This window comes from Paenibacillus sp. FSL K6-3182, from assembly GCF_037976325.1.
Lineage (GTDB): Bacteria > Bacillota > Bacilli > Paenibacillales > Paenibacillaceae > Pristimantibacillus.
Window position 1 is genome coordinate 5,491,018 of sequence record NZ_CP150265.1, and the last position, 16,155, is coordinate 5,507,172.

The following is a 16,155-nucleotide window of genomic DNA, read 5'->3' on the forward strand; positions in this document are numbered from 1 at the left end:
TTTATTATAATGGTGCAGGTTAGCCTTTCACTGCCCCTATCATAATCCCTTTTACAAAAAACCTCTGGAAGATCGGATAAACCAGCAATATAGGCGCAACAACAATAATGGTAACCGTCATACGGATTGATGTTGTCGTTTGCTTGGTTGCCAGAGTTGCCATGGCTGTAGAACCGGCATTTTGAAGATTGACCATGGTAGATAATGAGCTTGCTTGATTGATATAGTTATATAAAATGAACTGCAGGCTATACAATTTGCTGTCAGTGACGAGCAGCAGCGTATCCTGAAAAGAGTTCCATTGATCCACCGCTGCAAATATGGAAACTGTAGCCAATATCGGCTTGCTTATAGGCAATATCACTTTGAAGAAAATGGTCATAACCCCAGCCCCATCGATACTTGCAGCCTGCTGCAATTCCTTAGGCGTTGATTCCACAAAGGTTTTTACAAGAATGATAAAAAACGGGGCTACTATTGTCGGCAAAATGTAGGCCAAAAAGTGGTTTGTCAGATGCAAGGAGCGCATGGTGAGATACCACGGAATAATTCCTGCATTAAAAAACATCGTAATTATTGTGAAGCGGTACCAGAACTTTCTACCCCACATATCCTCCTGAGAAAACATGAATCCCAAAAAGGCTGAAGCCCCGACGGTCAAAGAAGTCCCGATCAGCGTTCTTCCCAAAGATACAACGGCAGCGTTCCATAGTCCCGGAATCTTAAATACATCCAAGTAGTTCTGGAAATGGATTTGCTGCGGGTAGAATACAATATCACCTCTGGCGCTAAGATCATTGGCACTTATTGTATTGATAATGATAGAGTAAAATGGAAAAATACAAATTAGAGCAAACAGCGTATACAAGGTATAAATCAATGATGAGATCAAGATGTCGGTTATGCTTGAATGCTTTTTGTAGTTGTTAACAGTGTTCGCTGCCAGGCCTGCTGCTTTATCGCTCATACCACGCTCTCTCCTCTTATCATTTTTGATAATCCATTCACTGAAAAGAGAAGCACAACACTGACCAAGCTCTTCAGCATGCTGATCGCAACAGAAACGGAATAGCTACCGCCCCCCATGGCTTGGTTGTACACATATAAATCCAGAACCTGTATGTTTTCTTTGTTAAATGCATTTTGAAAAACAAAATATTGCTCCAAGCCGTTATTCAGGAAGCTCGCAATTTGCAGCATTAACAAAACAAAATAGGTTGACATCAGACTTGGTAAAATCACATGCCATATGACCTGCATCCTTGTCGCACCGTCTACACGCGCCGCTTCATAAAGGGATTCATCTATACTCATAATGGCTGCTATATACAGGATGGCTGACCAGCCCAATGTTTTCCATATTGACCACCCCCACATGGTGATCCATACATGTTCAGAGTCTTGAAGGAATAGGATCGGAGAATCGATGAGTCCCAGTTGATTCAATAGGCCGTTAATGATGCCTTCACTCGATAACATAGAAAAGGCCAGTGAATAGACCAGTACCCAGCTGATAAAGTTTGGCAAGGTCGTTACCGTCTGCACAAACTTCCGGAAACGCAAAGCTTTTATTTCATTCAAAAATATAGCAAATATCATTGGTAGCCATGAGAAGAGCAGACCCAAGCCGCTCATCCCAAACGTATTTTTGATAACCTGAAGCAATTGGTCTATCTTTACTTGGTTTTCAACTAAGGAACGAAACCACTTGAAACCAACATAAGTGGATTGAGACAAAGGTGTCGGCGGCGTATAGTCAAAGAAGGCATATACCCAACCATACAGCGGGTAGTATGCAAAGGTAGCAAGTAAACCCATGAAAGGCAGTATGTAGAGAAATTTTTTAATAGATTCACTTTTCATCCTGTATTCTTTTATACGCACCATGTAATCCCCCTATAAATAAGTTTTTTGGAAGCGCTTCCAACATTGTGGAAAAGAAATATTTCGCGATGTCCAGGCAACCAGCTGACAATCCCCTATCAATGGTTCCATTTCCTTTCCTGCCCATACACCTCCGTAAACGTATCATTTATTATTCAATTAATTACCAACTTTATGTTAAATAGTAAATTATCGGCCGCCTAAAAACAATGATCTATACTCACGTATAATTGATATATTCTGCGATGGAGTGATTGTAAATTTGATAGCCTACGATACTTCCAAGAAATTCTTAATGTGCAATAAAACCTACTTTTCAACATTTAGGATCTATCATATTAGTTGTTATGTAAAACAAGTACAGTACTCCTTTTCGTATAAATGGATGCGAATACTGCTAGCCAATCTATTTCGTTATCATGGCTCGAATTTCTGAACCTTTAACTATACTTTGACGGGTTTGCTGTTCGGTTGGTTTGTACTAAGATAGACTAATTGAAGCTAAGAAAGGGGAATCACAATGACAGATGGTCTATCCTTGAACGCAACTGAGAAGCTCGTTGATGTTAACTCGGAGGCTTATCATGAGATGATCGCCCAATCGCTGCTTGACAAAGGCAACAATAAGCGATTGAAAGCCGCCATTGAAAAGGCTAAGAGAGGCGATAACGTTACGATTGCTTTTATTGGCGGCTCCATTACTCATGGAGCTGGAGCAGACCCGCTCCATACGTCCTGTTACGCTCACCAAACATATGCCGCTTTTAAAGAGATGTTTGGTAAGGACGGAGGTAATCAGATTCGGTTTATTAAAGCTGGCTTAGGCGGTACGCCTTCTGAACTGGGCATGATTCGCTATGAGCGAGATGTGCTGAGAAACGGAACGGTTCAGCCGGACATCGTCGTCGTGGAGTTTGCTGTCAATGACGCTGACGACGAGACGAAAGGGATTTGCTACGAAAGTCTCGTACTGAAAATTCTGACCGCCGCCAATTTACCTGCCGTCATTCTGCTGTTCAGCGTGTTCGAAAACGATTGGAATCTGCAGGAACAACTTTCTCCTGTAGGCTATCATTATGATCTTCCCATGGTAAGCGTAAAGGATGCGGTTACAAAACAATTTCAAAAGTCGAAGGACGAAGGCAACGTCATTTCCAAGTCGCAATTTTTTAGCGACATCTATCATCCGACCAATATGGGACATCTCATCATGGCCGACTGCTTGCGCTCACTATTCATGGAGACCGATCGTTGCGCACCTAATCAAGAGGAAATCGTCCTCGACAAACCACCGATGTTCGGCAACGATTTCGCCGAAGTTCGTTTGCTTGATAGGGACAATGGTACTAGTGTAGCAAAGATTACGGAAGGCAGTTTCTACGCATCCGATACCGAACTCCAATTCGCGGAGATGGATGATCATCCATACGGCACAGCCCAATTCCCCGACAACTGGATGCATACATCTGAATCCGGCAGCGACAGCTTCACGATGACGATTCACTGCAAAAGCCTGCTTCTCATTCATAAAAATTCCGGAAGCAACGACTTCGGAAACGCCGATATTTGGGTTGACGGCAAGCTTGTGAAGGTGGCGGAATCCCAAACTGTCAAGTGGACACGTTGCCACGCCCTCATTTTATTTCGGGAGCAGCAATCGAAAGAGCATACCGTGGAAATCAGAATGGCGTCAGAGCATGAGAGCAAACGATTTACAATTCTTGGTTTCGGTTTCACACAATAGTCACTCGCAGCTCATTTTGCATTGAGAATTTCTTATTACTGATCTTTTCACCTGCTTATTCAAAAAAGCATATTTAGGGAATCGCCTACATCATATAAGCGACATTTCTATATATAATAAATGACCATACAACATGAAAGCCCTTCTAGCCCTGGTATAACCAGGCAGAAGGGCTTTCATGTTGTAGCGAATTGCATGATCACCTAAGCAAAGAAAGCTTTACGATATTCTTGCTTTTAAACGTTTCTGCTATCTGCTGACCAACTTGTGGTACGATCCTTTCGGCAGTTGTTCCTTGTCGAACAGCAATGGCCAATTTTTGCGCCCTCTGACTGGGAAGTTGTCCAACCAAGTATAATCGTCCGCGGCCCCCCAGAACGTCACGCTCGTCAGCACATTGCTATATTCGCAGAACAGCTGGAATAACTGGGAATACCTATCCTCCTGAAGACTCATCATCTCGGAAGTAGGCGATATCAGATCGGTTCGTTTATCTTCGAACTCGAACACCGACACGTCCATCTCCGTGATATGCAGTTTGAGCCCCAGCGAAGCGTAACGTTCAATTGCCGTTCGGATATCGTGCAGTGACGGATGGGATAGATTCCAATGCGCTTGAAGTCCGATACCATGAATTGGCACGCCCTTCTCCTTCAGAGATTTTACCAGTCTATAAATTTTTTCCCTCTTCTCAGGTACGGACTCGTTATAATCGTTATAGAACAACAGCGCTTCGGGATCGGCTTCGTGCGCATATTCGAACGCCTTGGAAATGAATTCCTCACCGACGATGTCAAACCATTTGGACGAACGCAGTTGTTCTTCGCTACTATCAGATACGGCTTCATTCACGACATCCCATGCATAAATTTGACCCTTATAACGCCCAACCACTGTATTGATGTGGGCTTTCATTCGCTCCAACAGCGTATCGCGATCAACTAGACCTCCAGTTTCATTCTCGAACACCCAAGCAGGCGTTTGATTATGCCAGACGAGCGTATGCCCTCTTACTTGCATTCCGTTTACTTTCGCGAAATTCATTATTCGATCCGCATCCTCGAAAGTATATTGGTGTTCTGCAGGATGCAAACGCTCGAACTTCATCTCATTTTCAGCCGTTAAACTATTGAAATGATAAGCCAGCAACTCGCGTTGTGTGACCAGTGTCTTCATATTTACAGCTGCACCAATTAAAAACTGCTGACTAAACGATTTATGAAGTTTTAAAGATCCTTCATATCGGGAATTGTCCATTTCTCCGATCGCTCCCTCTTCATGTTTAGGTTGACTTTAGACATAATATGATTACCAATTTAGTAGAATATAGCTTTTTCCAGGTAATATGGGAAAAGCTTTTATTGTTCGTATGGATAATTTGTTACTTTGATTCATAATCGAACCAGTCAAAATGGGCAAGCGACTTCGATTTGGCGCCATTTCCGGTCGCATACAAGGCAAAGAGCACGCCAGTAAATCCGCCAGCCACTTCCGTCGCAAGAAGAGAGGTCTCTCCATGACCGAACCAGAATGGTTCTCCGTTGCCATCAGAAAATCCGAAAGCATACAGGTCGCGATTTGCGCTCACATGAAGCACGATAGAATCGAACGGCCACGGCGCCTCGTTCTCGATCTTCCACAAGCTGCCAAGCTTTCTACGGAAAATTACTTTGCACACGCCAGCAATACGAGTCACAGCAATCTCATAATGGAAGCGATCGTTCATATAAACGGTAATGCCCGCTTCCTCTCCGTCACGCTGAGGTGCAAATTCCATATGCGTAGACACGCTGCAATCGAAATGCTGTTGTCTTCTCGCTAGAAATGCAGGCGCTCCGATTTCATTCAACGTCGTCTCGTTGCCCTGCAGCGTTAGACAACTATCCTTCTCGCTAAGAGACCAGTTATCCGGGTTGGGTGAACGCATAAAATTCCAATACGGAGCAAGCGCCGCCGCATCGAAGTTGTCCCGAACTGGGGCAGCGGCTACAGGCAGCAGCGGAAGATTGCCTGCCGGCATCGTCTCGCTGACCGTTCCGTTATCGCCAATGATCGGCCAACACTCTTCCGTCCATGTGACGGGAGAAAGAAACGTCTCTCTGCCGAGATGGTGTTTATTCGGATAGCCATGCGGCCTGATGCCAAGAAATACAGCCCACCAGTCTCCGTCCGGCGTTTGAACGAGGTCTGCGTGTCCCGTTGCATGAATCGTTTTCGACTGGCTGCGATGGGTTAAGATTGGATTGTGCGGACAGCTTGCGAAAGGTCCATTCGGACGTTCGCTTCTAGCGATCGTTTCCATATGGCCGTATTCGGTGCCGCCTTCGGCAATCATTAAATAGTACCAACTGCCGACACGATAAATATGCGGTGCTTCAGGGTACTGGCCTCCTGTTCCCGTCCAGAGGAAAGCAGGATCAGTCAGCCTTTTGCCGGTTTTCGGATCAATCTTGCTTTGATAGATGCCAGGCCCCTGATCCCCGTGAAAAGAGGAAGTGAAATATAATGTTCCATCCTCATCGAAGAACAAGTCTGGGTCTATGCCGGGATGGTCGACGAATATCGGATTCGACCATTCCCCGCGCGGATCATTCGTATGTACAAAGAAGTTACCGCCGGCGGTAACGTTCGTCGTCACCATATAGAACGTTCCGTTATGCTCGCGGATCGTCGGCGCGAATATGCCTCCGGAGCTTGGTGCACGGCTTAGATCGAGCTGCTCGGTCCTTGTCAGAACGTGGCCGAGCTGCGTCCAATTCACAAGATCCTTGCTGTGGAACAGCGGAACACCCGGAAAATATTCGAAGGAACTCGTTACGAGATAATAATCATCGCCAAAGCGACAGACGCTTGGGTCCGGATGAAAACCGCTTATAACCGGATTGTTATAATTCATGCAAGCGCACTCTCCTTATCGTTGCGTAATTAGTTAAATCAGACTCACATAGCGGAAGTAATCGAAATCAACGAAACCGCCAGCTTGCTTCGTGGCGTAATTGTACAGCCCGAATCGGTAGCCCATAAAGTGTTCAAGCCTATATTGCATATGAAACGGATCTCCGATCACAACCCAATTCACTCCGTCCGAGGAATAGCGGAACCAGGCAATATCCTCGCGATCGCCATTATCGAACTGGCACTCTATTTGCAAATAGATTTGGTCGCCCTCATACTTTACGCGTTCAACTGTGATTTCGCCTTGACCGTCGTCCACTCTGCCATTGACGCACATTGCTACGTAAAAATCGCCGTTGTCATCGACCTGAATACCGACCGAGCCGAAAGCATATTGCAGCGACACTAACCCTGCACGGTCGCCCGGTTTCATAGCCTTGATGTCCATAACCGTTGTACCGACACATGCCGGACCTTCTGTACGCTGTGTTAACGTATTGCGGGCAAATTCTACGCTATTCGTGATATGTCCCGTCGTTAGGCGCAAGCAGCCCGGTCGCTCCGTTACCGACCATTTACCATTGTCGGGATTATGATTCCATTGCCAATGAAGCGCTAGACGATTCTCCCCGTAATCAAACTCATCACTGATGACAAGCGGCTTTGTCTCCGAGCTGGGCAGCTTCACTTCGAGAGTCTTTGGCGCTTTGCCCTGTTGCCCCAGAACTGGCCAATCATAATCCCAAACGACCGGTAGTACGCATGGAATACGGCCAACGGCCCCGTGATCCTGGAACAGTACCGCATACCAATCCCCTTCTGACGTATCAAAAATGCCACCTTGTGCGATGCCATTGTTCCAATAATCCATTTGATCATCGAGTACTAGCTTGTGCTCGTATGGACCGAGCAGATCACGTGAACGATAGCATAGCTGTCTGCGGCGCTTGTTACCTGCATTTGGCCAATCGATGAAGAATAAATAATAATAACCATTGATTTTGTAGGCATGGCAGCCCTCGGCACGAAGCATAATTCCGTCTCGTTCCGTCTCGAGCAGCAATTGATTGATGCCGTCCGGCTTCAGAGCAGTTGCTTTCTCAGACAGCTCTGTAATCCGAATATCGCCATTGCCGTGGAAGACGAACACACGGCCATCGTCGTCGAACAGCATGCTCGGATCATGGTGAAGTCCTTGAATAACGCTTCGTTCCCATTTCCCGTTCTCGATATCCTCAGTCGTATACACATAGAACTGATTCATATCCAGACTCGAGAAACACACATAAAAGATACCGTCGCGATAGCGTAAGCTGGCAGCCCATGATCCCTTGCCGTAAATGCCTTTACCGTCAAGCAAATTGTGCGCGTCATTATCCTCGAACGTCTCGTATACGTAATTAACAAGCTCCCAATTCTGCAGGTTTTCGGACTTCATAATCGGGCAGCCTGGCATCGAATGCATGCTTGTACTGACCATATAGAAGGTCGATCCTACACGGATCACGCTCGGATCCGGAACGTCCGCCCAGATGACCGGGTTCGTTATTGTCGTATTGTTCATCGCTAGCTCCTCCTAGTAGGGCTGGATTAGTCCATCATCCAACCAGTCTAGCCTGTATGCGCCTCGGCAACAACCCGTCTATCTATAGGTTTTCCTACACAAATTATAGGCGGTACTTTTTATACTTTTATGGTCGTACTTGCCCAGATGGATCGACGACTGCCCAGAATGCCGGCTTCGCGTGGAGCTGCTTGTCGAACAGGAATGGCGCGTTGGTACGCGTCACCGGGAAGCTGTTCAACCATGTATGGTCGTCCGCGATGCCCCAGAATACAACGCCGCTAAGAATGTCCTTATTGTTTCTGAAAGCCTCAAACAGCTCGCGATATCTATCCGCTTGCTTCTGCAGCAGATCAACCGGTATATCGCTGCCAACATCGCTGCGATCGTTCCATGCGTAGAGACTCATATCCAGCTCGGTAACGAGATTATCAAGACCTAGCTCAGCAAACTTTTTCATCGATTCGATAATAGAATTCACCGTCGGCCCGAATAGGTCGATATGGGTCTGATGACCGACACCATCGATCGGTACGCCTTTATCCAGCATTTCCTTCACAAGCTCATACAATCGGTCTCGCTTCGCCGGATTGTCCGTTCCGTAATCATTAATGTACAGCTTTGCCTCGGCTCCGCCCGCTTCGCGTGCCGCTCGGAATGCCGTCTCGATAAAGTCTGTACCCGTTATTTTATACCATTCGCTAGCTCGCATCCCATCCGGATCGGCTGGCTCTATTACTTCATTGACAACGTCCCATGATTGGATATCGTCCTTGTATCGTTCGACAATTGTGCGGACATGCGCATCGACTCGCTGCAGCAGCAGCTTTTTGTTCGCTTCGCGCTTAGCCGCGTCTGTCTCCTCAACCATTGGCTTGCCCTCCGCATCCTTAAAGAACCAAGCGCCGACCTGACTATGCCAAAGCAAGGTATGGAAGCGCACCTCCATGTTGTTTTCTTTCGCGAACGCTACGATTCGATCCGCATTCCCCCAATTGAATTTACCTTCCGTAGGTTGAATCGCATCGGGCTTCATCACGTTCTCCGCAACAAGCCAATTCACGTGCTTCTTGAGCATCTCTGCCTTTAGGCCCTCCATCTGGGCCGGCTCGATGGCAGCTCCGACCTTGAAGTAATCAGCGAATGTCTCCGCAAGCGATGGAATATCCTGCTCGACCGATGGATCCGGCGTCGGAGTTGGCTTCAATGTTGGAGCCGGAGTCGCTTCAATCGTGCTTGTAGGCTGGCCATCTTCAGTATTGACGCTGCCAGCAGGTGCTTCCGTCTGAAGCGCAGCCGTTTCATTCACTGATTCCGCTTGATGCTTATTGAGAATAAGCACAGCAACAACCGCAATTAAGGTGACAGCAGCTACAATGCTGTATATTAGCTTGTTTCTTTTTTGACTCAATTCGTTTGCCCGCCTTTCATTCGTAATCTTGTTTTGCACACCAAACCTCTAAGCAGCAATAAGCGCCCTGCGGGCAGCTGACCGAAGTAGCTGGCCCCCCAAGGCGCTATACATGCGTCAGTACTTTTCTTAACCGACGATTCCAGTACGCTCGATACTTTCGACGAAGTATCTTTGAACGAACAAATAAAGAATAACGAGCGGCAGAATCGCAAGCAAAATACCGGTATCCTGCACCATGCTCATGAAGAACGGGTCTTTGTTGGTCGTTGCGCCGCCTTCTAGCAAAATTTGCAAGTTGTAAGGAAGGGACGACAACTGCGTGGACATCACTTTGCTCGACGTCAGATAGGTTGTCGTGAAGAAACTATCATTCCACTGCCACACAAAGGAGAAGAGCAATACGGTAACAATGGACGGAATCGCATTCGGCAGCATGATGCGAAGGAACGTCGAGCCAACGCCCGCCCCGTCGATGTATGCCGCTTCCTCCACCTCCTTCGGAATACCACGGAAAAACTGCCGGAAGATGAAGATGTACAGCCCCGCCTTCAACGAATTCGCCGTAAGGGAAGTTAGAATAAACGGCCAGTAAGAATTCAGCAGATTCAAGGACTTTCCGCCGGTTAGCAGCGGGATCACGCCTAGCAGCGTAAAGTCCTTCAAGTTCATATAGATCGGAATTAGGATGGTCGTAGGCGGAACCAAGATGGTTAATATAACGCCAGCGAACAGCAGATTGCTTCCTTTGAACTTTAACCTGGCGAACGCATAACCTGCGAACGCACAGGATGCGGCGGTCATGATCGTCGTCATGCTAGATAGAACAAATGTATTTGCCAGCGTTTCCCAATAATCCATAATGGAGATCGCTTGCTTGAAATTGTCGAGCGTAAAGTGCTCTGGAATAAACACGACGATCGGCGAATACAGATCCGCCTTGTCTTTGATCGCCGTCGAAATTTTTTGAATAATGGGATACAAGATAACGAACGACAATCCGATGATCAGCACGAGCCGAACGATCGTCCACAGCCCTCGCTTCCAGCTTTCCAACGATAACAATCGGGCCAATATCAACGTTTTCACTCTCCTTCTATTCCTGGTAGAAGACCCGCTTGGATATGAAGTATGCACTAACTAATAGAATGATCATGATGACCAGGAAGTAGATCCACGCCATCGCCGAGCTAAGCCCGAAATTAAAGGTGGTAAAGCCGGTTTCTTTGATTAGCGTCGTCATGTTGTTCCTGGAGAAAGAGTCGATAATCGTATAAATGACGTTTACGAGTATGAGCGGACTGACCATCGGAAACGTAATTTTCCAGAATGCCTCATACCCCGTTGCCCCTTCGATTTTGGAGGCCTCATACAGCTGCGGCGAGATGGTCTGAATCCCAGCTAGGAAAATAAGAATTTGCACGCCGGATTGACTGACGATTTGATAAATCCTTTGGACAGCATCCATCAGGTACAAAACAATATCTTCATTGACTCCGGATCTCAACATGATGTTCGCCAACTCTATCGTGCCGCTCGAGAATACGCCCCCGTTCGCATTTTGTTCATTGATCGCTTGCACCAGACTTGATGCCTCCAAAGTCGCAATGACGCCGGAAGCAAGTATAACTGGAAGGAAAAAGATCGATCTTGCCAGTGCTCTCCCGACGAACTTTTGATTCAGCAGCACAGCCAGAAACAAGCTGAAAATAACGATAAGCGGAACGTTTACGACCATATTAACGACCGATTCCGTTAATATTCGATTAAAGCTCGTATTGACCGTGAGCGCTTCAATATAGTTCGCGAATCCGATATATTTCATAGTCATCCCGTTCGCATTGGCCTTAATCGAGCTTAAGCTGTATTGCAGTGAAGTCAATAAAGGAATAAAAAAGAAAAATAGAAATCCAAGCAGCCATGGCAGCACGTAGAGAAAGCCCCACAAAGCCTTCTGCTCGTTGTACGTTCTTGATCTGAATACCAGCTTCGTTATCGTTTTCAAGATTGCTCACCACCCGTCACATAGCCCTCGGCTTCTATCGTTATCCCGTTTATTGTTGTATTCGTCGCATTGTAGTTAACGATGACGTACGTCCCGCTTTCATATACGGTTTTGAACAGGCCTTCGGCTAGCTTCTCGTGCGCAACGATACGCTCATTCTGAACTTTACTCAGTACACCGTTCACTTCAGCATATATGGATGCAGCCTGCTCCAGCCACTGCTCGTAATTGACGGCATATAGATTGCTGAATTCAGTATCCTTAACCTTATAATTCGGCGCGTGGATCCATTCGAAGTATACGCCGGAGCCATACTCGAGACATTTCAGAATATATTGTCTTACATTCGTGTAGCTGGTCAAATTATAAGGCGAACCTGTGTAATTGATATTTCCGCGAATCACCATTTGGAAAAATGGAATTTCTTGATCCTCGAGCTTATAGCGACTATTCGTTAAAGGCGCGTTTGTAATATCTGATAAGTAAGGCAGTGTGTAAGCATTGCCGCCCTCGGCCAAAATATTCAAGTTTGCTTCACGAATTTTGTTCAACGCCTGAGTAGAAATATCTTCCGACTCTGTACGGTCGATTTGTTTGTTTTTGCGGAAATCGCTATTCAACTTGTCGCCCATATCACGAAGCGAAATCCCGTCCGTATTGAAACCTTCCATGTCCTTTAGAATGGCATCCACGTAAGTACCGACACGCCTCGGCGATACGACATAGGATGGGGACTTCGAGCGGTCTCGTCGCCCTAGCGCAAGGTCAAGAGGATAGAATGACGAAGGTACGCCACGCAGAGAACGCGACGCTTCCTCCTTCTCGTCGAATCCCTTCCCCGTATGCGCGGTTAGAATTGCTACGTCAGGATAAAGGTCTACGCCCTGCTCCTTCGCGAACAACGCCAAGCTACGCAAGCCTTTTGCACCGCCAATCGCATTGTCTACCGACAGGTCATCGGGTACTTTATGATCGAGTCCGCCGTTGAACCAACCGGCATATCGAAGCTTAATATTGGCGATGCCGAGCTTCTTCATTTCGCTAATCATTTCCTGCGTCTGCTTGAAAGTGGTAAGCGGCTCGAGCGTCATGTACGGGACGCCGACGAAATGCTTCTGTTTCGCAATGCTTCCCACGACCTGAACGTAGAACGGAAGCTCACTATCCCCGCTCCCCTTCTTCGGAGCCGGTAATCCGTCCTGGCGCTCCAAATATTGACGATAATACTCGGCCATGCCCTGATACGATGCTGACTCACCCGTAAGGAAGGCATAACGCACCGTAAAATCACTTTTCATCGGTTGTTCTTGGAATTTCGGCAATGTTCGCTCCGATCCGTTCGCCTGGAGCGTAAGCTCCCCTTTGTTCGTAACGTTGAAGGTCGGATAAACATAATTGTAGCTGTTCAATTTGCCGCTGATATCCGCATTGATCGTCGCAACAGGCGCGCCTTCTTCGATAATGCCAAGAAATGCGTTGCCGTCCCTGATCATACCGAAAACCGGCAGCCTAACGGTTTGTTCGTTAACAGCGTTCTCGACCCTCTCCATTGCCTGGTCATTACCGTATACCGCCTGCTGGTACGCAGGGTACTTCGTCTTGCCGTTATTGAACGAGATGAGAGCGCCGGAGCCGTCCGGAACGAAGATCGAGCCTTTCTCCTTACTCCCCGCTGCGCCAAAGAAGCTTAGCATTGAGACGTTGCTGACCGGATACTCGCTAGGAGACTGAATTTCCTGTGATGGCACCCTAACAACAAGACAGTCCGCATCGAGCTTATACTCGATGGAAGCGAGGAAAATTCTCGGTGCAGGCGAATCTTGCGAAAAATTCAGTTCAGCCATATCCTTCTCCAGATCCTCTTGTGTATAGCCTGCATCCTCGAATGCTTTGAACGCACGATCAAGCTGAAGACCGTTCAGCGCTTGGTCATTCCGAGCATAGACCGCTTTATCTTCATTTTTTGTATACCCAATACGCAAAGCACGTTGACCTGCCTTATCCAGCTTGCCCGACAACTCATCAAAACGAGTCATACTTAACATGAGAGGCAGATCCATGGCAGATCTCTCGGCTTTACCGAATTTATAGGTTACTTTGACTCCGCTATCAATCGTTTCATATTTAACCTGTTCGTACAAGGCGCTGTCCAGGAACGTATTAATCGAATTGACCTGTCCGAAGCTGTTATAGTAATCTATTTTCAATTGCGAGGACAGCAAACCCTTATTCACCCCGGTTGCGACAGGATCAGCCTCCGCTTCGAGGGGATTGCTATGCCATACTTCGCCTCCGCTTTTGTTAAGCACGGCAATAGCGCCCGTCTCCTCGTTGATGAACAGCCTAAGCCGCTCATTCTCGGCGATTCCCTTCATATCGGCAAGACGCGCATCCGTGAACGAAGCGTTAAGCGCCTTTCCTTGCACGAATGCCGCCTCTAGCTGCTGCGCGTCTTCCGCTTGGTTTGCGGTACCCGAGCTGGAACAGCCGGCGACCAGCAGTCCGGTTGCGAGAAACGCGGACAAGATGGCATTTCTGGCCATACGCATCTAACGTTCCTCCTTTCCTAATTCCTCAAGGTGATTTCTTGATATAAGATCGTGATGAAGGTAATAATTTGTTGAATCAAGCTAAAAAACAATAAGCAGAGAAACGCCATGAACCCAATGGCAATCAGCGAGAGCATAATCGTTACGATTGTTTTGCTTGGTGTGAATTGATGAACGGTCATATTTCCAACGAACAGAAGATATACCGACCATAGAACGGCAAAGCTGTTGCAAAAATAATAAAACGTTGTCTCTTGCATGGAAATGACATTGCTAAGCCAAATCCACGGGAAGTTGACAATAACCAAAGGCAGTAGTGCGAAGCAGGTGGATGTGAAGATATCCACGAATTTACCTTCACCATCCATTAGAGTTGTAAGCGACCAATTCGCTACACACCAGAATAAGACTGGTACGAGAACATAAGTGATCTCCATTAAGCTGTTCATGTATTCAGGATTGTAGATGTTAACTAGAAACCCGCTGTACTGACTGCTTAGTACGTTAGTCAAGATAAGCATCAGCAGAATCCCGAACGACAAGATCAAGTTCAGCTTCTTGTTCTGTTCGTATTTCAGCTCCCAATAACCGTTAAAGGGATGCATGATAACATAAAATGGAAATGTAATGTACTCTTTATTCAAACGAAACGCCCCTCTTTCTAGCCTGCTTTTTCCGGTAGATCCTTACGGTCAGGGTAACGGCGGCTAATCCGATGACAACCGTCATAACGGTGCTGAAGTTTGCTCTTAGCACTTCCTTGCGGTAAAGGAGAAACGCCTTGGAATAGTTGGGTTGATCAAGGCTTTGCTTGAAGTAACGCATCGCATCATTGTAGTCGCCCTGCCTCAGAATCGCCTTGCCGATGCCGGAATAAGCGAAATCCAAATTCGTGTTCATATTAATAGTCTGCTCATAGAGCTGAAGCGCCTTGTCTTCCTCGCCCCGGTAATAGCTTCTGACGGCTTCATTCAACGTCCGGCCGTACTCCGTCGTCTGGAACAACGTCATTTCGCCGAACGCCTTGTCCAGAACGAGGAAATCGTCCCCAACCCGTTCAATGGCAACCGGCGTGTTGAACTCGCCAATCCGATTGCCCATGCCTCCGAACACGTACATGAATTGCCCGTCTCCGTTATAAGTGAAAATCCGACCTCTCTTCGAATCAAGAACCGAATAGATTTCACTGTCCGTAATATCGACGTCTATAAGTCTGGAAGGTCCAAGATCGTTCGTAAAGTTTATATCACCCTGCGGTTTGTAAAAACCGGTTCTTCGCAAAATATCATTGCCTTGGGCGTTCAGCTTACGAATGGTGTCACCCGAATCTCCGCTAGTTGCGTAAATGAAGCCTTCGTCATTAATGTCCATATTGGTAAACTCCGTTGGCGTGAACATCACCATTTGGCTGCGCTGCGCCTTCGTCGATAGCCGCTTCCAGAACAGCTCCACTGGATCTACCCAGACACGGTTCGCGCCGATGTAAGAAGTGAACGCACCCTCCGCGCTAAATTCCATCAGCCCGTCGAACACACCTATCGCCATGACATAGATGCGCTGCGCTTTATCCATGACGACCCGCACCGGTTGAAAATTGAAGTTGACCGGCAGCAGATCGGATTCAGGCTTTTCTACGATTTGCGCCAAACGGCCTTTCTCATCCAAATGAACGACCCGCTTGTTTCCTGTATCGGCGATCAGCACATGCTTCTGCTCGGTTACGAAGATACCTTGAGGATTCAGAAATGTATCGGTTACTCCGGCGTTATCGAAGGTGTCGATGATGGCCTTCTGATGATAATTGATGTCCAAAACGACAATCCGATTATTGCCGGAATCAAGTACATATATTTCATTGTCCGCCGTCACGTGCAGATCACTTGGATCTTTAAACGCACCTACACCAAGCGAAGTGCCGGTCATTAGAGTTGTCGCTTCATAAGCGGGAGGAGATACGACAGTCTCTCCCCAGACGGAATAGTTGTAAGAATCGCCACTCGCAGCAGAAGCAAGCGTTCCTCCCGTGCTTATGCCAATTAAGCAGCATATGGCCGCAAGGAGATAAGCTCTTCGTTTGTTTTTACTCTTCAACATCGTGCAAGT

General features: G+C 47.1%; 12 protein-coding genes. 1 reads left to right on the forward strand and 11 read right to left on the reverse strand.

Annotated elements, in window-relative coordinates; all coding sequences use genetic code 11:
* Positions 1–19 precede the first annotated feature (19 nt).
* Together MHH56_RS24280 and MHH56_RS24285 are read right to left on the reverse strand one after the other, a co-directional pair.
* Entirely contained in the window at positions 20–967 is a 948-nt protein-coding gene (locus tag MHH56_RS24280) for a carbohydrate ABC transporter permease (protein WP_339204226.1), read from the reverse strand.
* Positions 964–1,887, reverse strand: coding sequence for an ABC transporter permease subunit (locus tag MHH56_RS24285; RefSeq protein WP_339204227.1), 924 nt, complete (start codon positions 1,885–1,887; stop codon positions 964–966). Before MHH56_RS24285 ends, MHH56_RS24280 begins: the two co-directional genes overlap by 4 nt.
* A gap of 517 nt (positions 1,888–2,404) precedes the next feature.
* Here MHH56_RS24285 and MHH56_RS24290 point away from each other — a divergent pair.
* Complete coding sequence (locus tag MHH56_RS24290; RefSeq protein ID WP_339204228.1) at positions 2,405–3,628, forward strand: SGNH/GDSL hydrolase family protein; 1,224 nt, start codon at positions 2,405–2,407, stop codon at positions 3,626–3,628.
* A gap of 249 nt (positions 3,629–3,877) precedes the next feature.
* On the opposite strand, the gene MHH56_RS24295 is transcribed toward MHH56_RS24290, so the two are convergent.
* From MHH56_RS24295 to MHH56_RS24335, 9 genes are all read right to left on the reverse strand, one after another.
* A complete protein-coding gene (locus tag MHH56_RS24295) occupies positions 3,878–4,885 on the reverse strand; it encodes an endo-1,4-beta-xylanase (RefSeq protein ID WP_339204229.1) in 1,008 nt (335 codons plus the stop codon).
* Positions 4,886–5,009: 124 nt separating this feature from the next.
* Positions 5,010–6,524 carry a glycoside hydrolase family 43 protein gene (locus MHH56_RS24300; RefSeq protein WP_339204230.1) on the reverse strand — a complete coding sequence of 505 codons (1,515 nt, stop codon included), beginning with the start codon at positions 6,522–6,524 and terminating at the stop codon, positions 5,010–5,012.
* Between the two features lie 33 nt (positions 6,525–6,557).
* Positions 6,558–8,087 carry a glycoside hydrolase 43 family protein gene (locus MHH56_RS24305; protein WP_339204231.1) on the reverse strand — a complete coding sequence of 510 codons (1,530 nt, stop codon included), beginning with the start codon at positions 8,085–8,087 and terminating at the stop codon, positions 6,558–6,560.
* Positions 8,088–8,214: 127 nt separating this feature from the next.
* A complete protein-coding gene (locus MHH56_RS24310; RefSeq protein WP_339204232.1) occupies positions 8,215–9,498 on the reverse strand; it encodes an endo-1,4-beta-xylanase in 1,284 nt (427 codons plus the stop codon).
* 129 nt (positions 9,499–9,627) lie between these two features.
* The gene (locus tag MHH56_RS24315; RefSeq protein ID WP_339209718.1) at positions 9,628–10,578 is read right to left on the reverse strand and encodes a carbohydrate ABC transporter permease; all 951 of its coding nucleotides are present in this window, start codon (positions 10,576–10,578) and stop codon (positions 9,628–9,630) included.
* Positions 10,579–10,594: 16 nt separating this feature from the next.
* On the reverse strand, positions 10,595–11,503 hold the full coding sequence (locus tag MHH56_RS24320) for a sugar ABC transporter permease (RefSeq protein ID WP_339204233.1): 909 nt from the start codon (positions 11,501–11,503) through the stop codon (positions 10,595–10,597).
* On the reverse strand, positions 11,500–14,052 hold the full coding sequence (locus MHH56_RS24325; protein WP_339204234.1) for a DUF5696 domain-containing protein: 2,553 nt from the start codon (positions 14,050–14,052) through the stop codon (positions 11,500–11,502). Before MHH56_RS24325 ends, MHH56_RS24320 begins: the two co-directional genes overlap by 4 nt.
* A 17-nt stretch (positions 14,053–14,069) precedes the next feature.
* Entirely contained in the window at positions 14,070–14,696 is a 627-nt protein-coding gene (locus MHH56_RS24330; RefSeq protein ID WP_339204235.1) for a Yip1 family protein, read from the reverse strand.
* Positions 14,689–16,146, reverse strand: a complete 1,458-nt coding sequence (locus tag MHH56_RS24335) for a hypothetical protein (protein ID WP_339204236.1) — start codon at positions 16,144–16,146, stop codon at positions 14,689–14,691. Before MHH56_RS24335 ends, MHH56_RS24330 begins: the two co-directional genes overlap by 8 nt.
* Positions 16,147–16,155 lie beyond the last annotated feature (9 nt).